The sequence below is a fragment of the Roseovarius sp. 10 genome (assembly GCF_033100315.1).
In the GTDB taxonomy this organism is placed as follows: domain Bacteria; phylum Pseudomonadota; class Alphaproteobacteria; order Rhodobacterales; family Rhodobacteraceae; genus M30B80.
Genome location: NZ_JAWLVH010000002.1, coordinates 567,291 through 589,234 on the forward strand (window position 1 = coordinate 567,291; position 21,944 = coordinate 589,234).

Genomic DNA, 21,944 nt, shown 5'->3' on the forward strand with positions numbered 1-21,944 from the left:
AAATTCGGATCACATTTCCAATATGAAAATTTCGCTCTCTCTTGCAGCAGTTTTAACTTTTTTGGTCGCAGGCCTGTTGTCTTACCTCGTGGCAATCGCCGCGGCGATCTCTATCGAAAATCGTTCGGTTACGGCGGTTGAGGATCGGCTGGAGCAATCTGGCGTGAGTTGGGTCGAGTTGCGCGGGGACGGGCTGCAAGTTCACATTTCAGGCGAGGCCCCCAATGAGGCCGCACGGTTTCGCGCGCTGACACTTGCCGCGGCAGTCGTGGATGATGACCGGCTGATTGATGAAATCACCGTTGCCGACCCCGCAGGCATTTCAACCCCAGATTTCCTGCTCGAGATGTTGCGCAACAGTGACGGCATTTCGATGATTGGACTGATCCCAACCGATGCCGATGGCGAAACCATTGCCGCGCGCATCGCCGATATCACCAATGGGGTCGAAGTCGCCAATCTCGTGGAAAGCGTTGACTATCCTATTCCGCAAGGTTGGGATGCCGCACTTGAATACGGGCTGCGCGCCTTGCGCTTGCTTCCACGTTCAAAAATCTCGGTGATGCAGGGCAAGGTGACTGTCACGGCCGTTGCCGATAGCGTGGCGGAGCGTGACAGCGCAATATCCCGCTTAAACAGTTACCCTCAGGCAGGGTTGGATGTGGTTATCGACATCTCCGCCCCCCGTCCCGTTATTACACCCTTTGCCTTTCGTATGATCCGCGAGGACGATGTGGCCACCCTTGAGGTTTGCTCCGCAGATACGGAGGCGAATGCGGCGCGGATTATCACCGCGGCTGAGGCTGCAGGCCTTGCCACAGGTGAAAGCTGTGATGTGGGCCTTGGCGTGCCATCTACAGAATGGGCGCGGGCCATTGAGGTAGCAGTTGCCGCTCTGGCAGAACTGGGGGATGGGACGCTCACCTTCTCAGACGCCGATGTCAGCCTTGTGGCGAAAGAAGGCACATCGCAGCGTCTTTTTGATAGGGTGGTGGGTGAATTAGACCGCAACCTCCCCAATCTGTTCTCATTGCAGGCCATCCTACCGCCCCCGCCCCAAGATAGCGGCGCGTTAGAAGCACCAGAATTCACCGCAAGCCTTTCTGAAACAGGGGCCGTTCAGGTGCGCGGTCGCTTACCCGATGAAAACCTGCAAGCCGCGAACCAAGCTTTCGCGCAGGCGCTTTTCGGCAGCGAAAATGTCTATTTCGCCACGAATTTGGACGAAGCCTTGCCCGAAGGATGGTCAGTCCGCAGTCTTGCAGGCTTAGAGGCGCTGTCCTTTTTGCATGACGGCGATTTGCTGATCACCCCTGCAAAACTGACATTGTCTGGCCGTGTTGCAGATCGAGATCATATCGAACTGGCCTCACGCCTCCTCTCAGATAAACTTGACGGTGCAGATTTCGAGATCAACGTGACCGTGGATGCAAGCCTTGCGCCTGAACCCGAATTGCTGTCACCTGAAACCTGCCTTTCGCGGATCAATGATCTATTGGCAGAGACGAAAATCACCTTTGATCCTGGGTCGATTGAAATCAACGAAAGCACAGGCGCAATCCTAGATCGCTTGGCTGAGATCCTGCCAGATTGCCGCCATGTCGATATGGAAATCGGCGGTCATACCGACAGTCAAGGGCGCGAGGAAATGAACCTCACATTGAGCCAAGCCCGCGCTGATGCGGTCTTAAACGGCCTTCTGGCGCGGCGGGTTCTGGTGTCGAACCTATCGGCGCGTGGCTATGGAGAGGCCAACCCAATCGCGGATAATGACACCGAAGAGGGCCGCGAGCAAAACCGTCGTATCGAGTTTAAACTGATTGATCGAACCGCAGCCGAAAATGACACGCCCGAGGAGGCGGCAGATGCCGAAGCCCCTGTAGGCGAGGAGGCCCAACAATGAACCGCACTGAATTCATTATCGCCATTACGATCATTTTGATCATCGCCTTTGCCCTTGGTTGGTTCGCAAATTGGCTTGTGCATCGCCTGACGCGCGTATCTGATGCAGATGTGAATGAGTTGGAAAGCCTCGCCGCTTCGCTGCACGAAGCCGAAGAATTGCGCGACCAAGCCATCACTTATATCGAACAGCGCGAAAGCGAATTGACCACGCAGCTTTCCCAAACCGAAGCCGAGTTGCGCGCCGCGATGGAAGGGTTGCGTGAAGCCCGCAGCGAAAACGACCATCTGCGCAGTAAGTTGGAGAAATCTTAATCTAAGATTTTACCCATTGGGCAAGCGCGGCCTCATCTTCGTCTTTGGCCTCTACCCAATCCGCGCGCCCATCGTGGCGCGCTTCTTTTTTCCAGAATGGCGCACGGGACTTCAGATAATCCATGAGGAAATCAGCGCTTTCAAATGCTGCTTTGCGATGGGGCGAAGCGGTCGCGACCATCATGATCTGGTCTGACGGCACAAGTTTGCCATAGCGGTGGATGATCAAGACACGGATCAACGGCCAACGCGCTTGCGCCTCGGCGGCGATTGCACCGAGTGCTTTTTCAGTCATGCCTGCATAATGCTCTATTTCCATGTGAGCGAGGCTTTGATCGGGCAAATCGCGCACCAGACCTGTGAAACTGACGACAGCGCCCGCACCCGTTGCGGCTGCGGCGAAATTCGACATCTCAGCGCCCAAATCAAACGGCGCAGACTGGACGCGGACATCTACCGCCATGGCCCTAACCCCCCGTCATTGGTGGGAAGAAAGCAATCTCGCGCGCGCCCTGAACGGGATGATCCAAATCGACCAATTCCTGATCAACCGCCGCGCGCACAGAGGATAGATCCGAAAAAACCAAGTCATGCGCGTCAGATTTACCGCGCAGCTCAGCAATCAAATCGGCGATTGTTGCCGCATCGGTGTTGATCATCTCGCGATCCGCGCCAATGCGTTCGCGCAACCATGCGAAATATCTTAGTTCAATCATCCCGTCAGCCTTTCTGGTCACTGAGGAATGGCAAGGCTTTGAGGAAGTAATCAAACCCTGTGACAAAGGTCAAAACGGCTGCAAGCCACAACATCCCCATGCCGCCCCACGCCAAAGCATCGCGCAGCACATGCAAGCCAAAGGTGCCAAATGAATGGTCATTGTGCATATTATGCTCTGCAATCGCCCATAAGAACATCAAGACAATCGCAACCATCTGCACCATGGTTTTCCATTTGGCGAGTTTTGTAACCTTAAGTCGCCCTGCATCCGCGCCCAAGAATTCGCGCAGGCCCGAGACGAAGACCTCGCGAAACAAGATAAGAACAACAGGTGTGATCAGGGCCACGGATAGATCAAACAGTCCGACCAAGATTGCCAAGGCGATCACCACCATGGCCTTATCCGCAATCGGATCAAGCATAGCACCGAAACGGGAAACTTGCGCCCATTTGCGGGCCAAATATCCATCCAGATAATCGGTGGTGGCCGCGCCAATAAACAGGATCAATGCCACCCAATCGGCAATCGGACGCGGAAAGATTGCAAACACCACACCGACCGCAATCGCGGCCAACAGGCGCAGCACCGTCAGAATATTTGGAAGTGTCCATGTCATAGGTTTGATCTTATCCGCTCACGCCCCGTCATGGAAGAAGGCATAGATGGTTTCTGCCATCCGATCTGAGATTCCTTCTACCGCCTTAAGATCTGCCAAATCTGCGCGCGACACGGCCTTGGCACTTCCAAAATGGGCCAAAAGCGCCCGCTTGCGGGTGGCGCCAATGCCGGGAACCTCATCCAGCGGGGTCGCGCCAATCGCCTTTGATCGTTTGTCGCGATGCGCCCCAATTGCAAAGCGATGCGCCTCATCGCGCAGGCGTTGGATAAAATAGAGCACAGGGTCATTGCGCTTAAGCGCAAAGGGACGCGCTCCATAGCGGTGGAACTCTTCCTTGCCCGCATCACGATCAACACCTTTGGCGACACCGATAAAGGGCACATCGTCAACACCTAGATCCCCCATGATCTCGGCAACAGCACTGATCTGCCCTGCCCCACCATCGATAAGCAATAAGTCAGGCCAAGCATCCGATTTGCGGTCAGGGTCTTCCTTAAGGAGGCGCTGAAAGCGGCGCGTTAGAACCTCTTTCATCATGCCAAAATCATCCCCGGGGGTAAGGTCGTCTCCGCGGATGTTGAATTTGCGATACTGGCTTTTGAGAAAGCCCTCTGGCCCCGCAACAATCATGGCCCCAACGGCATGCGCGCCTTGGATATGCGAGTTGTCATAAACCTCTATGCGCGCAGGCGCGCCATCTAGGCCAAACGCATCGGCCAAACCGCGCAACAATTTTGCTTGGGTGGCGCTTTCGGCCATACGCCGTGCAAGGCTTTCGCGGGCATTGCGCAATGCCCCCTCAACCAATTCAGCCTTTTCGCCGCGCTGTGGCACGAGGATCTCAACCTTGCCACCGCGCTTTTGGCCCAGGGCGGCCTCCATCAGCTCGGCCTCCTCCAGCCCATGCGACAGGATCACTTGGCGTGGGGGTTCCTTGTTATCATAGAACTGGCCCAAAAAGGCTTCCATCACCTCATCGGGGGATTCAGAACCACCCAAGCGCGGGTAGTAGTCATGGTTGCCCCAGTTTTGGTTGGCGCGGATAAAAAAGACCTGAACACAGGCCTGACCGCCCTCCATATGTAAGGCGATGATATCGGCCTCACGCACAGTTTGCGGGTTGATCCCTTGGGTACCTTGCACTTGCGTCAGCGCGCGAATGCGGTCGCGCAGGGCTGCAGCGCGCTCATATTCCATCGCTTCAGCCGCCTCGGCCATTTGCGCGCCAAGCTGCTCTTGAATTTCGGTGGAATTCCCACGCAAAAACCGCGCGGCATCAGCCACGCTCGCGGCGTAATCTGATGCGCTAATATAGCCAACACATGGCGCAGAACACCGCTTAATCTGATAAAGCAAACAGGGCCGCGTGCGGCTGTCAAAAGTCGTGTCGCTGCAATTGCGCAGCAAGAACACTTTTTGCAATTGGTTCAACGTGCGATTAACCGCACCCGCCGATGCAAACGGGCCAAAATACTGCCCTTTCTCCGCCTTCGCCCCTCGATGTTTGCGGATTTGCGGAAAATCATGCGCAGCCCCAATTACGATATTCGGGAAGCTTTTATCGTCACGAAGCAAAACATTGTATCGCGGCTTGAGCTGCTTGATGAGATTTTGCTCTAACAGCAGCGCCTCGGTTTCGGTGCGCGTGGTCAGAAACATCATCGAAGCAGTTTCCGAAATCATCCGCGCGATACGCGGACTATGCCCCGAGGGTTTCGCATAATTCGACACCCGCCGCTTAAGGGCACGCGCCTTGCCAACATATAAAACGCGGCTCTGCGCATCGAGCATGCGATAAACACCAGGGCTTTGATCTAGCGTCTTAAGATAGTCGCGGATGACCTCATGCCCCTGCCGCGGCGCATCTGCTGAGGGGCTAATTTCCACGCTGTTTTCTAACATGTCATCCATGATGCAAAGCTTGCCCTGATTCCAATTCGCGCTGCAACGAAGAGCAGCCAAGTTCAAGGGAAAATATGTCCACTAAACCTGTGGATAAACCTGCGGAAAACCCTTGAAGCATCGAAATTTTTCTTTGTTTTTCGGAGGGTTCTGTGAATTGCACAATTTTTAGGCGTCTTTTTAACTATTTGAATTTGTTAATTATTTTCTTTTCCAGCGGGGCTTTGTGATCAAAGCGTTACTTAAACTTTACCTAAACGTTACCTAAGGAGCCGCGGTGGAAAACTCCAATCATGATCAAAAATTAGACCTATTCCGTCCCCACAACATCAGGGGTCGCCCAAGCCAGATGCTGCCCCCCATCCACGGCGATCATTTGGCCTGTCACAGCCTTAGCTTTCACCAAATAGATGAGCGCATCGGTGATATCGTCCAAATCGGCGCCACGGTGCAAAATTGTAGATTGTCTCTGGCGGGCAAAGGCCGCTGCATCCTGCCGTCCCCCACGCAATGTTGGGCCGGGCCCAATGGCATTTACGCGAATATCGGGCGCTAAATTCTGCGCGGCGGTTTTGGTAAATGTCCACAATGCGGATTTTGCCAATGTGTAACTGACAAAATCGGGGGTCAACTTATGCACCCTTTGGTCGATCATGTTGATGATGACTGAGGTTGCGCGCGGCTCACCGCCGCTATCTTGAACGGCTTTGGGGGCCTGCGCGGCAAAAGCCTCGGACAAGACCACGCTCGCGCGCAAGTTGGAATTCATGTGCCGATCCCAACTCTCGCGGGTGAGGCCCCCGAATGTATCATGCTCGAATATGGAGGCGTTGTTGACCAGAACCGAAAAAGGCGCCCCGATTGACGCACGGGCCTCAGGCAAAAGGGCCTGTGTCGCCGCCTCGTCCAAAAGATCGGCCTGCACCAGAACCGCCTGACGCCCTGCGGCCCGAACGGCTGCCGCGGTCGTCTCAGCCCCTTCGCGGGATGAGGCATAATGGATCGCCACATCGTAACCCGCCTGTGCCAATGCAATCGCCATTGCCTGACCCAAGCGCTGACCTGCGCCTGTCACCAAAGCTGCGGGCATCTGTGAACCTCCGACTAGTGCAACAAGAAACTTACATAGCCGATATAGAGCGCCACAAAGAGAAGTCCCACCGCGCGCCCCATGCGCCACCGGAAAAACACGAAAGGCAGCAAGATCAGCGAAGTGCCCAACATCACCCAAAGATCAAAGCGCAGGAATTCACTATCCACGGGAATGGCGCCAAACCATGGCGCGACCCCAAAAATGAACACCAAATTAAAGATGTTCGAGCCAATTACATTGCCCAAGGCCACATCTGCATGTTTGCGCAATGCGGCCATCACAGATGTCGCCAATTCGGGCAAACTGGTGCCAAGGGCCACCAGGGTCAAACCAATGACCACCTCCGACACGCCAAAGGCGCGCGCGATTTCTGTGGCGCTGTCAATCAAGAGATCCGCCCCCAAAGGCAGACCAATCAAGCCAAGCCCAAGATACATGCCAATCTTCCAATAGGGCATGGACGGATCAGCTTCTTCCAATTCTTCGGGTAACTCTTCGGGCGCATCACCTGCAAAGGCATGACGAATTTGATCGCCCAATATCAGCGCAAAAACCGCCAGAAGGATCAGACCGTGCCACCAGACAAAGGGCCCCAGAAACGCAAGCACGACAAAGACCAAACTGGCGCAGAGCATGAAAATGTAATTCTTGCGCGTGTCCGAGACACTGGGATCAAGGCAGGAAATAATTGCGGGCAACCCCAAGACCAAAAGAACATTGGCGATGTTCGACCCCACGACATTGCCCAGTGCCAAGCCTGGTGCATCGCCAAGCACCGCTTGGATCGACACCAATAATTCTGGCGCAGATGTCCCAAAGGCCACCACGGTCAGGCTGACGACCAAGGCCGAAATGCCCAACCGCAACGCAAGGTTGACAGCCCCCCGCACCAACGCATCCCCCGCAAGAACGAGGATCACCAAGCCCAAAACAGCCAAGGCAATATGCGCGGTCATTCAGGTTTGTCCTCGTCTCTCGGATCTCGTTTTAGCGGATCACGCTTTAGGGGGTCTGAAGGAAAGCGCGGCTTGCGCGATTTGAACTTGGGCAGGCGCAGCTTTCCAAACATGGCAAGCACGGCCATAAAAATTAGAAAAAGACTGATGATCTTAAGCATCACAAATCAATCCGCCCCAAAACAAAGGACCAAGGGACTTGTGCAAGATGAGGGCGGAGTGGTCTTTTCATCATAGCCCCTCATGTAACGATGCCCCCCCCTTCAAACAAGGGGCGTCATCTGCGAAATCTTACGGGCTTGAGGCGAAGGATCGTCACTGGGATTATCCGCCTTTGCCCGCTATGATGCCCGCACAAACCCGCAAGGCAGACCCAGATGCTGACCATCACCGACCAGATCACCATTGCCGATTGGGAATTGACCGAAAGCTTCACCCGCGCCCAAGGGCCAGGCGGTCAGAATGTGAACAAGGTTTCAACGGCAGTGGAATTGCGGTTCGAGGCCGCCCGTTCCCCCCATCTGCCCGCGCACGTCAAACGCCGCTTGCAACGCATCGCGGGCCAGAAATGGACGAAAGACGGCGCGGTGGTGATCTTTGTGCAAGACACCAGAAGCCAAGCCCGCAACCGCGAGATCGCCCGTGAAAGACTAGCCGAGATGATCCGCGCCGCCCTAGTGGTGCCAAAACCCCGCCGCCCGACCCGCCCCACGAAGGGATCGGTGGAACGGCGGATCAAGGCGAAGAAGGTGCGCGCCGAGGTGAAGGCAGGACGGGGGAAGGTGGAGGGGTGAGGGGTGGATGAAACCCATCATGCACGCGGGTGGTGGGCGGGGATGGTGGGTTTCACCTGGCCAACATAGCGTGATGCAGGTTACACATTTCCTTTACCGACGCAGGGTGGGAGCCTACGCTTGCGGTGACAAGCTGTGGTGATGACGCGGCGACCTTGTGGTGTGTTTCAAAAAACGGCTTCCTTCGACATAGCGACTCTCATATGTTAAGAAAATATCGTTTTCTTAACATATATGCAGTATCGAGGTAAGCACATGGACAGAACGACAACAGTATCGGGTCCCCGCTTAGTCGAGACCTACAAGATACCTGCACTTCCACCACCGGTAGACTTTGAAACGCTGCCTATCCTCAAGGCACTTAAGGAAGCGCACAAGAATGTTGCCGAACTGAAAGGGCGCGCCGGGTCATTGCCAAACCAAGGCATTCTAATCGATACTCTCACCCTACAAGAAGCAGCAGCAAGTTCTGAGATCGAGAACATCGTGACCACGCAGGATGAACTCTATCAAATGAATACCCGACTGGGATTATACCCGTCGCCCGAAGCAAAAGAGGTCGCACTCTATGGCTCCGCTCTACGCTTAGGGTTTGAACAATTACATGAAAAGAAGGGCAACATCAGCAATAGCACAATAATCGCGCTTTTTCAGACACTGAAGCGGAGCACGGGTGACTTCAGAAGAACGCCGGGAACAGCCCTAAAGAACGATAGGACTGGCGAGATCGTTTACGTGCCCCCACAATCCTTCAATGACATTTCACGACAAATGGGTGAGCTTGAGTCTTTCATTAATGAACCACTTCCTGAGAATATTGATCCGCTAGTGGCTATGGCAATTGTCCACCATCAGTTTGAAAGTATCCACCCATTTCCAGACGGCAACGGCCGTATCGGGCGAATTCTGAACGTTCTTTTTTTGTGTAAACTTGGGCTACTTGAGATCCCAATTCTATACCTGAGTCGATACATTACTCGAAATAAGGGGGACTACTATCGGCTTCTTCAAGCTACACGCGATACTGGCGATTGGGAGCCATGGACTCTCTATATGCTAGCTGCCGTTTCAGAAACTGCTGCGGAAACTACGCGGCTAGTTCAGGGGATACGCATACTAATGGCAGAGACCAAAAAGAGGCTTCGTGATCAGCACTCAAAGATCTATTCTCAAGAATTGATCAATAATCTCTTTCGACACCCATACACTAGAATTGAATATGTTGTTGATGAGGTTGGAGTCAGTCGTCAAACTGCGGGAAAATACCTGAACGAGCTGGCAGACTCCGGTCTACTAAAGAAAATGAAGATCGGGCTAAACAACTATTACATTAATGGGCCGTTGGTTGACTTGCTAGCAAAGCCCTAAACCACCACCTCAACCCGCTCCTGTTCCCCCACCCCGAACACGCGCTTATAGCGCGCGATCTCGTCCTGTGGCCCCATCGCTTTCTCGGGGTTGTCGGACAGTTTGACCGTGGGGCGGCCGTCGGCGCGGATGGCTTTGCAGACCAGCGAGAAGGGGGCGAGTGCATCGCCCTCGACCAGCCCGCGGAAATCATTGGTCAGAAGCGTGCCCCAGCCAAAGGACACGCGCACGCGGCCTGAAAATTTTGCGTGCAGCTCGGCGATGCGGTCGACATCCAACCCGTCCGAGAAGATCACCAATTTCTGCGTAGGGTCTTCGCCGCGCGATTTCCACCAGTCAATCGCGGCCTCGGCCCCTGCCTCGGGCGTGCCTGAATCGATACGAATACCCGTCCAACCCGCCAACCAATCGGGCGCGTTCCTGAGGAACCCCGCCGTGCCATAGGTGTCAGGCAGGATGATGCGCAGATTGCCATCATGTTCCTCATGCCAATCCGCAAGCACATCGTAGGGCGCCCGGGCCAGTTCCGTATCATCGCGGGCCAAGGCGGCATAGACCATCGGCAATTCATGCGCGTTCGTCCCGATGGCCTCAATGTCGCGCTTCATCGCGATATGGCAATTCGAGGTGCCCGCGAATTTACCCCCCAAACCTTCGATCATCGCCTGCACACACCAATCCTGCCACAGATAGGAATGGCGGCGGCGGGTGCCGAAATCGGCAATGCGCAGCCCCTCAATCGCGCGCATTCTTTCGATTTTTTCCCAAAGCTTTGTCATCGCGCGGGCATAGAGCACCTGCAACTCGAACTTACCCATGTCTTTCAAGACAGCGCGCCCGCGCAATTCCATCAAAACTGCAAGCGCGGGGATTTCCCAAAGCATCACCTCGGGCCATGCGCCTTCAAAGGTCAGCTCATATTGATCTCCCACCCGTTCCAGATGGTAGGGGGGCAGTTGCAGCGCCTCGAACCATTCCATGAAATCGGGGCGGAACATCTGGCGCTTGCCGTAAAACGTATTCCCGCGCAGCCACGTGCTTTCGCCCCGCGTCAGGCGCAGTGTGCGGATATGATCCAATTGTTCACGCAATTCACCCTCATCAATCAGATGCGCAAGCGGGATGCGCGTTGTGCGATTGATCAGTGAAAATGCGACTTGGGTTTTGGGCCGATTGCGAAAGACCGACTGACACATCAGCAATTTATAGAAATCCGTGTCGATCAGCGAGCGCACGATCGGGTCAATCCTCCAGCGATGGTTATGGACACGGGTGGCGATATCGACCATGGCTAGGCTCCAAGCAGGCGTGTTTCGCGCCGTTTAGAGCAAATCATAGGCCATAAAGGCAAGAGCGATGGAAATTTTCCTGCAAGGCACCCCAGGATTGGAGGATATCCTCGCCGAGGAGGCCCGCAGCTTATCCTTCTCGGGCGTGCAATCTGTGGCAGGGGGTGTAATCTGTCAGGGTGATCTCGCTGAAGCAATGCGTGCCAATCTCTGGCTGCGCTGCGCGGGACGCGTATTGATCCGTATCGCGGAATTCCGCGCGATGCATCTGGCACAATTGGACAAGCGCGCGCGCAAATTGGATTGGGCCAGCATTTTGCGTCCTGATCGAGCTTGGCGCGTTGAGGCCACCTGCCGCAAATCAAAGATTTACCACCAACGCGCGGCTGCGGAACGAATTGAGGGGGCAATCAGCGCGGCGCTTGGCATCACGCCAAACCCTGAGGCGCTGATTGTTGTCAAACTGCGCATCGAAGATGATCTTTGCACACTCAGCCTCGATACATCTGGCGAGAGCTTACACAAACGGGGCGCCAAGGAATTCATCGGCAAAGCGCCGATGAAAGAAACCCTTGCAGCCGCGTTTTTGCGGGCCTGCGGCTATCATGGCGGGATGCCTGTAGTTGATCCGATGTGTGGCTCGGGCACGTTTTTGCTTGAGGCCGCCGAGATTGCCGCGCGGTTGCCCGCAGGGCGTGCGCGCCGTTTTGCGTTTGAAGATCTTGCCGGATTTGAGAGTGCTGATTGGTCTGCAATGCGCCGCAATTTTTCCTCACGCGAGGCTGAGGCCGTGCAATTTTACGGGTTCGACCGCGACCAAGGGGCGATTACAGGCGCGCGCGCCAATGCCGAGCGGGCGGGTGTTGCGGAATGGACCAGCTTTGCCTGTCAGCCCCTCAGCGCGCTTGAACCACCGACAAAGCAAAAAGGGTTGGTCATTCTGAACCCGCCCTATGGCGCGCGGATTGGCAATCGCAAATTGTTGTTTGGGCTTTACGGCGCCATTGGCGCGGTCATGCGCGAACGGTTCACGGGATGGCAATTTGGCATGGTCACATCGGACGAAGGGTTAGCCAAGGCCACAGGTTTGACATGGTCAGAGGTGAGCCGCCCCGTGGCCTTCGGTGGGTTAACTGTCAAACTCTATCAATCAGCCCTTTGACATCATCACGCCCAAAGCGGCCATGTCATCCAAAGCTGTCGCCAATGATCCGCCCAGATCAATCGCGCGACACAAATCGCGGCGCAGCTCGACTGCAAACCCTAGTTTTGCGGCATCTTGCGCGGAATAATTGACACAGAAATCTGTCGCCAATCCGACCATGGTCAGATGCGTGATCCCACGATTGCGCAAATATCCCTCAAGCCCCGTGGGGGTCTGGTGATCATTTTCGAAAAACGCAGAATAGCTGTCGATGGCAGGGCGAAACCCTTTGCGAATAATCAGATCCGCACGGTTTGTGCGAAGTTCTGGATGGAATTCCGCCCCCGCGCTGCCTTGCACGCAATGATCAGGCCATAAAACCTGTGGGCCATAGGGCATCTCAATCATCTCTAGGGGCGCGCGCCCCTCATGCTGGCTTGCAAAACTGGAATGATCCGCGGGATGCCAATCTTGGGTCAGGATCACGGCGGCATAGTCATCCATCAAGGCGTTGATCCCCGCTACAATCGCGCTGCCCTCAGGCACAGCCAAGGCGCCGCCTTCACAAAAGTCATTTTGCACATCAATCACCAAAAGCGCGTGAGTATCGGGTTTCATACCATGGTCTCCGTATAGGGCAGCGTGCCGCATCACCTAAGGGTTGAGTTGCACAATGCAAGGGCGTAAATGCGCAGCTATGTATATTGTCGCCGCTCTCTATCACTTTACCCGATTTGACGCGCCCGAAGAGTTGCGCGCGCCCCTGCTTGAGCTTTGCGAGACGCAGGGGATCAAGGGATCGCTTCTTTTGGCGCGCGAAGGGATCAACGGCACCATCGCAGGCAGCCGCACGGGGATTGACGCGGTGCTATCCCATATCCGCAACCTGCTTGGTTGTGCGGCGTTTGAATGGAAAGAAAGCACAGCCACCGAAATGCCCTTTGGCCGCCTCAAGGTGCGCCTGAAGCGCGAGATCGTCACGATGGGTGTGCCAGAAACTGATCCGCTCAAAATCGTGGGCACTTATGTTGCGCCTGAAGAATGGAACGAATTGATCTCGGCCCCTGATGTCGCCGTGATCGACACGCGCAATGATTACGAAGTGGCCATTGGCACTTTCAAAGGCGCGGTTGATCCACAGACCGAAAGTTTCCGCCAATTCCCACAATGGTGGGAGGAAAATAAACATCGCTTTCACAACAAGCGGATCGCAATGTTCTGCACCGGTGGCATCCGTTGCGAGAAATCCACCGCGTTCCTCAAGGATCAAGGCGTGGAGGAGGTGTATCACCTCAAAGGCGGCATCCTAAAATATCTTGAGGAAATGCCACAAGAAAGCAGCCTTTGGGAGGGCGAATGTTTCGTCTTTGACGAACGCGTCTCTGTCGGTCACGGCCTTAAACAGGGGCCTTATGGTCTGTGCCGCGCCTGTCGCCGCCCGATTTCTGTCGAAGATCGCAGACATCCCCATTTCGAAGAAGGCGTCTCCTGCCATCAATGTATGGGCGAGCACAGCGATGAAGATCGCGCGCGTTTCCGCGAACGTCAGCACCAGATTGCCTTGGCCAAAGCCCGCGGTGAAAGCCATTTGGCAGGCTAGTTTACGCTCTCCGTGAATTTTTCATGACAGCGCCATTTGAGACTTTGCTTGATTCATTATTTCGATTATTCACGAAATATGGAAAATATACTCGTCACACAGCTGTCAACTTTGGGCCATGGCCCACGCCTTGATATTTTTCGTCTGCTGATGCGCCGGTATCCTGATGCGGTCGCGGCGGGGGAAATTGGTGCTGCTTTGGGGGTTAAACCCTCAACCTTGTCGGCCTATCTTGGCGCGCTTCATCAGGCGGGGTTGATCGCGCAAGAACGCGAAGGCACTTCGCTGCGCTATCGCGTAGCGATGGACACCACCCATGATATGATGGCTGCTCTATTTTCAGAGTGCTGCCGTGGACGGGTAAACCTTCAGTTTGACTGTGCGCCTGACCCGCAGAATGACGGCAGGCCATTTAATGTGCTGTTCCTCTGTGTTGGAAACTCGGCACGCTCCATCATGGCTGAAACTTTGCTACGCGATATGGGCGGGGATCGGTTTCGCGTATACTCCGCCGGTGTCCAACCGCAAAGCACACTCAACCCGCTCGCGCTCGAGGTGCTGCGCCAGAAAGGTCACGATACCTCTGCTCTCAGTTCTAAGCATCTTAGCGTTTTCCAAGCGCCCGAAGCGCCGCAGATGGATTTTGTTTTTACAGTCTGTGATGTGGCCGCCAATGAGGATTGCCCCGCTTGGGCGGGACAGCCTGTCAGCGGGCACTGGGGCCTGCCTGACCCTGTAAAGGCCCAAGGCAGCGTTGCTGAGCGGGGGCTGGCTTTTCAGGCAACCTATGGCGCGTTGCGCAATCGTATTGCCGCCTTCACCGCCCTGCCCCTTGAAAGCCTAGAACGCGCGGCGCTGCAAAAGGCGGTGGATCACATCGCAGAGATTTCTAAAGAGGATTGAAATATGACTGTCTACGCGCTGAACGGATTGGGCCGCATCGGCAAGCTTGCGCTGCGACCCTTGCTTGAGGCGGACGCAGAGATTGCATGGATCAATGATGCGGTCGGTGATGCCGCCATGCACGCCCATCTGTTGGAGTTTGACACAGTGCATGGCCGCTGGCCCGCGTCTTTCTCAGCAACTGAGGATGCTGTCATCATAAATGACCAACGCATTCCTTTTATTGGCACCAAAGACATCCATGACCTGCCCCTTAAGGGGGTGGATGTGGTCATTGACTGCACGGGGAAATTTAAAACAGCTGCGGCCCTTGCGCCCTATTTCGCCGCAGGCGTGAAAAAGGTCATTGTCTCCGCCCCCGTCAAAGATGGCCCCACCGCGAATATCGTCTATGGCGTGAACCATGAGATTTATGACCCTTCCGCGCATCACATCGTGACAGCGGCAAGCTGCACCACAAATTGCCTTGCCCCTGTCGTCAAAGTGATGATGGAAGAATTTGGCATCAAGCACGGCTCAATCACCACAATCCATGATGTCACAAACACCCAAACCATCGTGGATCGGCCAGCTAAAGATTTACGCCGCGCGCGGTCTGCGCTGAACTCGCTGATCCCGACCACAACGGGCAGTGCCACGGCGATCACGCTGATCTATCCTGAATTGAAGGGCAAGCTTAATGGGCACGCTGTGCGCGTGCCTTTGTTGAACGCGTCCCTGACCGATTGTGTCTTTGAGCTAGACCGCGAGGCCACAGCGGCGGAAATCAACGCAGCCTTTGCACGTGCGGCAGAAGGGGCGCTGAACGGCATCCTCGGCTTTGAAGCGCGCCCTTTGGTGAGTGCGGATTACACCAATGACACGCGATCCTCGATTGTGGATGGGCCATCCACGATGGTCATTAATGGCACGCAGGCCAAGATTTATGCGTGGTATGACAATGAAATGGGCTATGCCCATCGCCTGATTGATGTCGCGCGCATGGTTGGCGCAAGCCTATGACCGCGCCAAAGCCATCCGCCCTGCCCGCCTATATCGCCGTAACAGCGGCTTATTGGGCGTTTATGCTGTCGGATGGCGCGCTTCGGATGTTGGTTCTCTTGGCCTTCCACGAGCGCGGCTTTAGTCCCGTTCAACTGGCCTATCTGTTTTTGCTCTATGAGCTTGCAGGCGTCATAACCAATCTTTCTGCGGGCTGGCTGGCCGCGCGTTTTGGCCTGACCCGCACCTTATATGCGGGGCTGATCCTACAGGTTGGTGCGCTTTTGGCCCTCACCGCGCTGGATCCTGCGTGGTCGATCGGCGCATCTGTGGCCTATGTGATGGCCGTGCAAGGGGCCTCAGGCGTGGCTAAGGATCTGGCGAAAATGTCCTCAAAATCGGCTGTCAAACTTTTGGCACCCGAAGGGGCTGGATTGCTGAAATGGGTATCTTGGCTGACAGGATCAAAAAACGCGGTAAAGGGATTGGGGTTCCTTTTGGGCGCAGGCCTTTTGGCACTTTATGGCTACAACACCGCCTTGTTGGGCATGGCAGCTATTTTGGCACTGATCCTTGTGGCGCTGCTTTTCTTCATGCCGGACGGCCTGCCCAAAGGGAACAAAGCGACCAAGTTTTCCACCGTCATCTCGCGAGACAAAAATATCAATCGTCTGTCTGCGGCCCGCGTCTTTTTATTCGGCGCGCGGGATGTGTGGTTTGTGGTGGGCATCCCCGTTTATTTCTACGCCGTTCTTTCCGATGGCAGCGATGAAAGCAGGCGCGCGGCCTTTTTCATGATTGGCACCTTCATGGCGGTCTGGATCATCCTTTATGGCGCTGTTCAGGCCATGGCCCCGCGCATCCTGCGCAAAGGGGCTAACAATCTGGCGCTACTGTCTGCAAGTGCGCGCCAATGGGCCTTGGCGCTTGTGCCAATCCCTGCGCTTTTGGCGATTACTGTCTCCACCGCAGGCACGCCCGCCCCTTGGCTGACTGTGACGCTGGTCTTGGGTCTGTTGGTCTTTGGCGCGATATTTGCCGTGAACTCGGCCCTGCACTCTTACCTCATTCTCGCATTTTCAAAATCCGAGCGGGTCAGCCAAGATGTTGGTTTCTACTACATGGCGAATGCGGCAGGCCGATTGTTGGGCACGGGCCTATCGGGCCTTGCCTATCAATGGGGCGGGGTTGAGGCCTGCTTGATGGTAGCAAGCGGACTTTTGGCCTTATCGGCGGTCGCCGCAAATCGCCTAAACCGCAGCACGGCGTGAGCGCGCGGCAAGGCGCTCCCGATGCATCGTGTAAAGACCTGTGGCCACGATCACGGCCGTTCCAATAAGCGTCCACCCATCAGGCAATTGCGCAAAGACGAGATAGCCATACATGACCGACCATAGGATCATCGAATAATGCACAGGGGCCAATACCACCGCCTCCGCAATCTCCAGCGCGCGGATGACCATGAGCTCCGCCACACCTGCAATCGCCGCGATTGCAATCATCAAAACGATTGAGACGGGGTCACTTGGCCAAATCCATACAAAGGGCAGCGGCAGGCTGATCAACGCACTGCCAACAAGCGCGGTATAAGCTACCGTGGTATAGGTGTTGTCATAGGGCGCAATCATACGCGATAAAACCTGACGCAAGGCAAATAAACTGGCGGCAAAAAGCACCAGAAGAACCGCGGGATGCACGATCCCTAGGCCTGGTCGGATCACGATCAACGTGCCAATGAAACCGATGAAAATCGCAGCCCACCGATGCCATCCCACCGTTTCGCGCAAGATGACGGCGCCCAGAACAGTCACGATTAAAGGCGCCACAAATGTCACGGCGACCGCATCGGCCAACGGCACGAAACTGACGCCCAAGATGAAACATGTGGCCGAAATCACCGCAATCGCCCCGCGCAACGCCTGCAATTTCGGTCGCGCCGTGCGCAAAATCACAGGCCCGCGCCACAGCAGCAAAACCAAAACCCCAAACAGCAGCCCCAATTGCCGCGTCCAAACGATCTGCACTGGATGAAACAGATCGGTCAGGAATTTGGCCATTGTGTCTACGGCAGCAAATAAGAAAAAACCCAAGGCCATGAGGGCCAAACCCTTGAGATTGCTCGGGGCTTTGGGGGTTTCACTTGGTGTCGCTGTGTTATGCGGCAGGTCTGGAATGGTCGGCATAATGGGCCCACGGATTTGGTATACCACATCCTTAGGCCGCAAATCAGCTTCTGTCGACTGGGCAAATGGCTGACAAGCCCAATGAACGCACTAATTTGCAAGATCATGGAAAAGCGGCCTGTTCAGCTTGTTTGGTTCAAACGTGATTTGCGCGTTACAGATCATGCCTGCCTCGCCTCTGCGGCAGCGCGCGGGCCTGTTTTGCCCCTCTATATCATTGAGCCTGATTTCTGGGCCGAGCCCGATGCAAGCGCGCGACATTGGACGTTTCTGCGGCAATCCTTGGGAGAGTTGCGGGAGGCATTGGCGCGCTTGGGTCAGCCGCTTGTGATCCTTCGCGGGGATGCCGTTGCGGTGCTCGAAGAAATCGCAACTGCGCACACAATTGCCGCGCTGTGGTCGCATCAAGAAACGGGCAATGATTGGACATATGCGCGTGACAAACGGGTTGCGGCATGGTGCAAATCGAAATCCATCCCATGGCACGAACCGCGCCAATTCGGTGTCATCCGAAACTTACCCTCGCGCAACGGATGGGCGGAGGAATGGGACAAACAGATGTCACATCCCTGCCATGCAACCCCGCATCTTGAACCCATTTGCGAGGCACCCAGTTTCGATTTACCTAAGCCCGCGGATCTCGGCCTTGCGCCCGATGGCGGGGATCACCTGCAGATTGGCGGATCAATGGCAGCACGCGCGCTGCTCCATAGTTTTCTTACTGAACGCGGCGCGCCCTATCGCGCGGCAATGTCTAGCCCGCTTTTGGGTGCTGATGCCTGCTCGCGCCTATCGCCGCATCTGACATTCGGCACAATCTCGCTCCGCGAGGTGGCACAAGCCGCCGCCCGGCGCGCAGGCACCCTACCCAAAGGGCCGAGCCACAAAGACTGGCGCGGATCCCTGCGCGCCTTTCAATCCCGCCTTTATTGGCACTGCCATTTCATCCAAAAACTTGAAGACGAACCACGGATCGAATGGGAGAATATGCACCCCGCCTATGATGGTCTGCGCGATGATCCACAGGGGCATCCATGGTTTGAAGCGTGGAAAGAGGGGCAAACGGGGCTGCCGTTTCTGGACGCCTGTATGCGGTCGCTGCATCACACGGGATGGCTGAATTTTCGCATGCGCGCGATGGTGATGGCCGTTGCCAGTTATCACATGTGGTTCCATTGGCGCGAAACGGGCCTGCATCTGGCGCGGATGTTCACCGATTATGAGCCTGGAATTCATTGGTCACAGGTGCAGATGCAATCTGGCACAACGGGCATCAACACGATCCGCGTCTATAACCCAATCAAGCAAGGGTTGGATCAAGACCCCGATGGGGTGTTCATCCGCCGTTGGGTGCCTGAAATTGCACAGCTCTCAGGGGATGCCCTGCACCGCCCGTGGGTGCATCCTGACGCGCATGGCATTTTGGGACGAACCTACCCCAACCCCATCTTTGATCCGGCGGCGCGCGCCAAATGGGCCAAAGATCAGATTTGGGCCAAGCGCCGTGCGCCCGATCACAAGGCGGGCGCGGTTGCAGTTCTCACCCGCCATGGCAGCCGCAAATCCCCCCGCAAGACAAAACGTGCCGCCAAACACCCAACGGAACAATTGTCCCTGTTTGATTAGCCTATTCTGCGGCCATCTGCGTTGCGGCGCTTTGCATCCATGCATCAAGGGCCGCTATTTGTGATGGGTCTAGCCGCAGCCCCAACTTGCTGCGCCGCCAAACCACATCTTCGGCTGTTTGCGCGAATTCGTGTTTCATAAGCCAACGCACCTCTGCCTCGGTCAAAGTTGCGCCGAAATCGTGACCGAGATCCTCTGATGTTTGAGCCCCCGCCAGTATCGCCCAAGCATCCCGCCCATAGGCGCGAATGAGGCGCGTGGCCCATTTGGGCGTAAGAAACGGATAATCCGCCACAAGGCTTGCAATCAACCGATCCACATCCCCCACCTCGAAATCGCCACCTGGCAAGGCCACCCCCGCCGTCCACGGCCCGCGCGCGGATTTCGTGAACTCTGCGATTTTCTCAAGCGCGGATTCCGCCAAGCGGCGATAGGTGGTGATCTTGCCGCCAAAAATATTCAGCAAGGGCGCATCCCCATCCCCTTCAAGGATCAGCGTATAATCCCGCGTAGCGGCAGATGCCGATTGCGCCCCGTCATCATAGAGCGGCCGCAAACCAGAATAAGACCACACGATATCCTCGGCAGTAACAGCCGTGCTGAAATAGTTATTCACAAAGGACAGCATATAATCCCGCTCCTCGATGCTGCATTCGGGGCGGGTATCGGGGTCGCGGTGATCTTTGTCGGTCGTCCCGATTAAGGTGAAATCCCGCTCATAAGGAATGGCGAAACATATGCGCCCGTCCTCACCCTGAAAGAAGTAGCATTTCTCATGGTCATAAAGACGCTTGGTCACAATATGGCTGCCCCGCACGAGACGCACGCCGCCTTTGCTGTTTTGACCGATCTTCTGGCCGATCACATCGCTGACCCATGGCCCTGCGGCATTGATCAAAATCCGCGCCTGATGGTGATGGGTTTGCCCATCGCGGGTCTGGGTGCTGATCTTCCAAATGCCATTCTCCCGCTTGGCGGTCACCACCTTGTGACGCGGCAAGATCACCGCGCCACGCTCAGCCGCATCGCGGGCATTCAGCGCCACAAGACGGCTGTCTTCCACCCAACAATCTGAATATTCATAGGCCTTGGAAAATTTACGGTGCAGCGCCGCCCCCTCAGGGCCTTTGCGCAAATCCACCACCGAGGTTCCAGGCAATATCTTCCGCCCGCCCAAGTGGTCATAAAGCAACAGTCCCAATCGGATCAACCATTGCGGACGCCGCCCCGCCATCCACGGCATAAGCCGCGCCAAAAGTCGTGATGTGGGGGTTTGGCTCTCAAAGCGCATATCTTTGTGATAGGGCAGCACAAACCGCATCGGCCAAGAAATATGCGGCATGGCTTTGAGCAAAATTTCACGCTCAATCAGCGCCTCGCGCACCAAGCGAAACTCAAAATATTCTAGGTAGCGCAACCCACCATGAAACAGCTTGGTCGATGCCGAAGACGTAGCCGAGGCCAGATCGTTCATTTCCGCCAAACGCACCGTTAAGCCGCGTCCCGCCGCATCGCGGGCAATGCCGCAACCATTGATGCCACCGCCGATGATGAAAAGATCGTCAATCTCGCTCGTCATATCCATTGCGCCTTTCTTGCGGGCCTCATTCCACCGAAACCTAACGCCGCTATGACACAAACGAACACAAACGAAAATAATAATCTTCAAAATTATTCATTTTTGACGTCATTCGAAGAATTGACCCCCGATTTTAAGCCATCTAAGGTCTGTTAACCGCGCAAATGCGCGAAAAGGAAAAGGAACGCGCATGTCGCAAAGCTTTCGCTGGCCAGAGATTCTCGATATCGCGCGGCGCGAGGGGAAAGTGAGTGTCGAAGGACTGGCCGCGCATTTTGGCGTGACCACCCAAACCATCCGCCGCGACCTTAGCGATCTTGCCGATGCGGGAAAATTAGAGCGCGTCCATGGCGGCGCGATCCTGCCATCGAGCGTATCAAATATCGGCTATGAAATGCGGCGCGGGTTATACGCTGAAGAAAAGGCACGCATTGCGGCAGCTTGTGCGGCCCAAATACCCGATGACATTTCGCTCTTCCTCAATATCGGCACCACGACAGAAGCCGTTGCGCAAAATTTGCTGCATCACAAGAATCTCTTGGTGGTCACAAATAACATCAATGTCGCGACTATCCTTGCCGCCAATCCTAATTGCGAGATCATCCTTGCGGGCGGGCAATTGCGCCGCGCCGATGGGGGGCTGATCGGCAAGCTGACCTCGGATGCGGTGGCACAGTTCAAATTTGACCTTGCGGTCATAGGATGCTCAGCCATTGATGCGGAAGGGGATATGTTGGATTTCGACATCCAAGAGGTGGGGGTCAGCCAGACAATCATCTCACAATCGCGGCGCGTGTTTTTGGTGGCCGACCGCTCAAAATTTACGCGCAGCGCGCCTGCAAAAATCGCTGCACTTTCGCAAATTGATGCGCTGTTTACAGATCATCCGCTTGACGCCCCATTGGCCGCACGTTGCCGTGATTGGGGGCTTGCAACACATATAATCCCATACAGTTCGACAGGGGCCTAAA

22 protein-coding genes are annotated in these 21,944 nt (G+C 55.6%); 11 read left to right on the forward strand and 11 right to left on the reverse strand.

Annotated features, from left to right (window positions below; all coding sequences use genetic code 11):
• Positions 1-22 precede the first annotated feature (22 nt).
• Positions 23-1,903 carry an OmpA family protein gene (locus RYZ18_RS09985; protein ID WP_317656580.1) on the forward strand — a complete coding sequence of 627 codons (1,881 nt, stop codon included), beginning with the start codon at positions 23-25 and terminating at the stop codon, positions 1,901-1,903.
• Positions 1,900-2,217: a hypothetical protein gene (locus tag RYZ18_RS09990; RefSeq protein WP_317656582.1), complete on the forward strand. Its 318-nt coding sequence runs from the start codon at positions 1,900-1,902 to the stop codon at positions 2,215-2,217. Before RYZ18_RS09985 ends, RYZ18_RS09990 begins: the two co-directional genes overlap by 4 nt.
• 1 nt (position 2,218) lies before the next feature.
• Here the strand turns inward: RYZ18_RS09990 and RYZ18_RS09995 are convergent, their stop codons facing one another.
• The 7 genes from RYZ18_RS09995 to RYZ18_RS10025 form a co-directional block, all read right to left on the reverse strand.
• On the reverse strand, positions 2,219-2,680 hold the full coding sequence (locus RYZ18_RS09995) for a molybdenum cofactor biosynthesis protein MoaE (RefSeq protein WP_317656584.1): 462 nt from the start codon (positions 2,678-2,680) through the stop codon (positions 2,219-2,221).
• A gap of 4 nt (positions 2,681-2,684) precedes the next feature.
• Positions 2,685-2,933: a molybdopterin converting factor subunit 1 gene (gene moaD / locus RYZ18_RS10000; protein WP_317656585.1), complete on the reverse strand. Its 249-nt coding sequence runs from the start codon at positions 2,931-2,933 to the stop codon at positions 2,685-2,687.
• A gap of 4 nt (positions 2,934-2,937) precedes the next feature.
• A complete protein-coding gene (pgsA, locus tag RYZ18_RS10005) occupies positions 2,938-3,552 on the reverse strand; it encodes a CDP-diacylglycerol--glycerol-3-phosphate 3-phosphatidyltransferase (RefSeq protein ID WP_317656587.1) in 615 nt (204 codons plus the stop codon).
• An 18-nt stretch (positions 3,553-3,570) separates the two neighbouring features.
• Complete coding sequence (gene uvrC, locus RYZ18_RS10010; RefSeq protein WP_411567110.1) at positions 3,571-5,457, reverse strand: excinuclease ABC subunit UvrC; 1,887 nt, start codon at positions 5,455-5,457, stop codon at positions 3,571-3,573.
• Positions 5,458-5,767: 310 nt separating this feature from the next.
• Positions 5,768-6,547 (reverse strand): SDR family oxidoreductase, encoded by a 780-nt coding sequence (locus RYZ18_RS10015; protein ID WP_317656591.1) that lies wholly within the window; start codon positions 6,545-6,547, stop codon positions 5,768-5,770.
• 14 nt (positions 6,548-6,561) lie between these two features.
• On the reverse strand, positions 6,562-7,506 hold the full coding sequence (locus tag RYZ18_RS10020; RefSeq protein ID WP_317656592.1) for a calcium/sodium antiporter: 945 nt from the start codon (positions 7,504-7,506) through the stop codon (positions 6,562-6,564).
• Positions 7,503-7,667 (reverse strand): hypothetical protein, encoded by a 165-nt coding sequence (locus RYZ18_RS10025; RefSeq protein ID WP_317656593.1) that lies wholly within the window; start codon positions 7,665-7,667, stop codon positions 7,503-7,505. Before RYZ18_RS10025 ends, RYZ18_RS10020 begins: the two co-directional genes overlap by 4 nt.
• A 216-nt stretch (positions 7,668-7,883) precedes the next feature.
• On the opposite strand from RYZ18_RS10025, the gene arfB reads away from it, so the two are divergent.
• Positions 7,884-8,300: an alternative ribosome rescue aminoacyl-tRNA hydrolase ArfB gene (gene arfB, locus RYZ18_RS10030; protein WP_317656594.1), complete on the forward strand. Its 417-nt coding sequence runs from the start codon at positions 7,884-7,886 to the stop codon at positions 8,298-8,300.
• A 255-nt stretch (positions 8,301-8,555) separates the two neighbouring features.
• Complete coding sequence (locus tag RYZ18_RS10035) at positions 8,556-9,668, forward strand: Fic family protein (RefSeq protein ID WP_317656596.1); 1,113 nt, start codon at positions 8,556-8,558, stop codon at positions 9,666-9,668.
• On the opposite strand, the gene pncB is transcribed toward RYZ18_RS10035, so the two are convergent.
• Positions 9,665-10,957 carry a nicotinate phosphoribosyltransferase gene (pncB, locus tag RYZ18_RS10040; RefSeq protein ID WP_317656598.1) on the reverse strand — a complete coding sequence of 431 codons (1,293 nt, stop codon included), beginning with the start codon at positions 10,955-10,957 and terminating at the stop codon, positions 9,665-9,667. The genes RYZ18_RS10035 and pncB overlap by 4 nt on opposite strands.
• Before the next feature lie 67 nt (positions 10,958-11,024).
• Between pncB and RYZ18_RS10045 the strand changes: the two genes are divergently transcribed.
• A complete protein-coding gene (locus tag RYZ18_RS10045; protein ID WP_317656600.1) occupies positions 11,025-12,119 on the forward strand; it encodes a class I SAM-dependent RNA methyltransferase in 1,095 nt (364 codons plus the stop codon).
• On the opposite strand, the gene pncA is transcribed toward RYZ18_RS10045, so the two are convergent.
• Entirely contained in the window at positions 12,108-12,719 is a 612-nt protein-coding gene (gene pncA / locus RYZ18_RS10050) for a bifunctional nicotinamidase/pyrazinamidase (RefSeq protein ID WP_317656601.1), read from the reverse strand. The genes RYZ18_RS10045 and pncA overlap by 12 nt on opposite strands.
• Positions 12,720-12,798: 79 nt before the next feature.
• Here pncA and RYZ18_RS10055 point away from each other — a divergent pair, with 79 nt between their 5' ends.
• The 4 genes from RYZ18_RS10055 to arsJ all read left to right on the forward strand — a co-directional run bounded on the left by RYZ18_RS10055 (position 12,799) and on the right by arsJ (position 16,856).
• Positions 12,799-13,701: a rhodanese-related sulfurtransferase gene (locus tag RYZ18_RS10055; RefSeq protein WP_317656602.1), complete on the forward strand. Its 903-nt coding sequence runs from the start codon at positions 12,799-12,801 to the stop codon at positions 13,699-13,701.
• Between the two features lie 78 nt (positions 13,702-13,779).
• Positions 13,780-14,604, forward strand: a complete 825-nt coding sequence (locus tag RYZ18_RS10060; RefSeq protein ID WP_317656604.1) for a helix-turn-helix domain-containing protein — start codon at positions 13,780-13,782, stop codon at positions 14,602-14,604.
• A gap of 3 nt (positions 14,605-14,607) precedes the next feature.
• A complete protein-coding gene (locus tag RYZ18_RS10065; RefSeq protein WP_317656606.1) occupies positions 14,608-15,606 on the forward strand; it encodes an ArsJ-associated glyceraldehyde-3-phosphate dehydrogenase in 999 nt (332 codons plus the stop codon).
• Positions 15,603-16,856: an organoarsenical effux MFS transporter ArsJ gene (gene arsJ, locus RYZ18_RS10070; protein WP_317656607.1), complete on the forward strand. Its 1,254-nt coding sequence runs from the start codon at positions 15,603-15,605 to the stop codon at positions 16,854-16,856. The genes RYZ18_RS10065 and arsJ overlap by 4 nt, the downstream gene beginning before the upstream one ends.
• Here arsJ and RYZ18_RS10075 read toward each other — a convergent pair.
• Positions 16,836-17,768: a DMT family transporter gene (locus tag RYZ18_RS10075; protein WP_317656609.1), complete on the reverse strand. Its 933-nt coding sequence runs from the start codon at positions 17,766-17,768 to the stop codon at positions 16,836-16,838. The two genes, arsJ and RYZ18_RS10075, sit on opposite strands and share 21 nt — an antisense overlap.
• An 81-nt stretch (positions 17,769-17,849) precedes the next feature.
• Between RYZ18_RS10075 and RYZ18_RS10080 the strand changes: the two genes are divergently transcribed.
• A complete protein-coding gene (locus RYZ18_RS10080) occupies positions 17,850-19,394 on the forward strand; it encodes a deoxyribodipyrimidine photo-lyase (protein WP_317656610.1) in 1,545 nt (514 codons plus the stop codon).
• A 1-nt stretch (position 19,395) separates the two neighbouring features.
• Here RYZ18_RS10080 and glpD read toward each other — a convergent pair whose 3' ends face one another.
• A complete protein-coding gene (gene glpD, locus RYZ18_RS10085; RefSeq protein ID WP_317656612.1) occupies positions 19,396-20,973 on the reverse strand; it encodes a glycerol-3-phosphate dehydrogenase in 1,578 nt (525 codons plus the stop codon).
• A gap of 190 nt (positions 20,974-21,163) precedes the next feature.
• Between glpD and RYZ18_RS10090 the strand changes: the two genes are divergently transcribed.
• The gene (locus tag RYZ18_RS10090) at positions 21,164-21,943 is read left to right on the forward strand and encodes a DeoR/GlpR family DNA-binding transcription regulator (RefSeq protein WP_317656614.1); all 780 of its coding nucleotides are present in this window, start codon (positions 21,164-21,166) and stop codon (positions 21,941-21,943) included.
• Position 21,944: the final 1 nt, after the last annotated feature.

Excerpts from the sequence above, each read along its gene's own strand:
- RYZ18_RS09985 (WP_317656580.1), top strand. The coding sequence starts at position 23 with ATGAAAATTTCGCTCTCTCTTGCAGCAGTTTTAACTTTTTTGGTCGCA.
- RYZ18_RS09990 (WP_317656582.1), top strand. The coding sequence starts at position 1,900 with ATGAACCGCACTGAATTCATTATCGCCATTACGATCATTTTGATCATC.
- RYZ18_RS09995 (WP_317656584.1), bottom strand. The coding sequence starts at position 2,680 with ATGGCGGTAGATGTCCGCGTCCAGTCTGCGCCGTTTGATTTGGGCGCT.
- moaD (WP_317656585.1), bottom strand. The coding sequence starts at position 2,933 with ATGATTGAACTAAGATATTTCGCATGGTTGCGCGAACGCATTGGCGCG.
- pgsA (WP_317656587.1), bottom strand. The coding sequence starts at position 3,552 with ATGACATGGACACTTCCAAATATTCTGACGGTGCTGCGCCTGTTGGCC.
- uvrC (WP_411567110.1), bottom strand. The coding sequence starts at position 5,457 with ATGTTAGAAAACAGCGTGGAAATTAGCCCCTCAGCAGATGCGCCGCGG.
- RYZ18_RS10015 (WP_317656591.1), bottom strand. The coding sequence starts at position 6,547 with ATGCCCGCAGCTTTGGTGACAGGCGCAGGTCAGCGCTTGGGTCAGGCA.
- RYZ18_RS10020 (WP_317656592.1), bottom strand. The coding sequence starts at position 7,506 with ATGACCGCGCATATTGCCTTGGCTGTTTTGGGCTTGGTGATCCTCGTT.
- RYZ18_RS10025 (WP_317656593.1), bottom strand. The coding sequence starts at position 7,667 with ATGCTTAAGATCATCAGTCTTTTTCTAATTTTTATGGCCGTGCTTGCC.
- arfB (WP_317656594.1), top strand. The coding sequence starts at position 7,884 with ATGCTGACCATCACCGACCAGATCACCATTGCCGATTGGGAATTGACC.
- RYZ18_RS10035 (WP_317656596.1), top strand. The coding sequence starts at position 8,556 with ATGGACAGAACGACAACAGTATCGGGTCCCCGCTTAGTCGAGACCTAC.
- pncB (WP_317656598.1), bottom strand. The coding sequence starts at position 10,957 with ATGGTCGATATCGCCACCCGTGTCCATAACCATCGCTGGAGGATTGAC.
- RYZ18_RS10045 (WP_317656600.1), top strand. The coding sequence starts at position 11,025 with ATGGAAATTTTCCTGCAAGGCACCCCAGGATTGGAGGATATCCTCGCC.
- pncA (WP_317656601.1), bottom strand. The coding sequence starts at position 12,719 with ATGAAACCCGATACTCACGCGCTTTTGGTGATTGATGTGCAAAATGAC.
- RYZ18_RS10055 (WP_317656602.1), top strand. The coding sequence starts at position 12,799 with ATGTATATTGTCGCCGCTCTCTATCACTTTACCCGATTTGACGCGCCC.
- RYZ18_RS10060 (WP_317656604.1), top strand. The coding sequence starts at position 13,780 with ATGGAAAATATACTCGTCACACAGCTGTCAACTTTGGGCCATGGCCCA.
- RYZ18_RS10065 (WP_317656606.1), top strand. The coding sequence starts at position 14,608 with ATGACTGTCTACGCGCTGAACGGATTGGGCCGCATCGGCAAGCTTGCG.
- arsJ (WP_317656607.1), top strand. The coding sequence starts at position 15,603 with ATGACCGCGCCAAAGCCATCCGCCCTGCCCGCCTATATCGCCGTAACA.
- RYZ18_RS10075 (WP_317656609.1), bottom strand. The coding sequence starts at position 17,768 with ATGCCGACCATTCCAGACCTGCCGCATAACACAGCGACACCAAGTGAA.
- RYZ18_RS10080 (WP_317656610.1), top strand. The coding sequence starts at position 17,850 with ATGAACGCACTAATTTGCAAGATCATGGAAAAGCGGCCTGTTCAGCTT.
- glpD (WP_317656612.1), bottom strand. The coding sequence starts at position 20,973 with ATGACGAGCGAGATTGACGATCTTTTCATCATCGGCGGTGGCATCAAT.
- RYZ18_RS10090 (WP_317656614.1), top strand. The coding sequence starts at position 21,164 with ATGTCGCAAAGCTTTCGCTGGCCAGAGATTCTCGATATCGCGCGGCGC.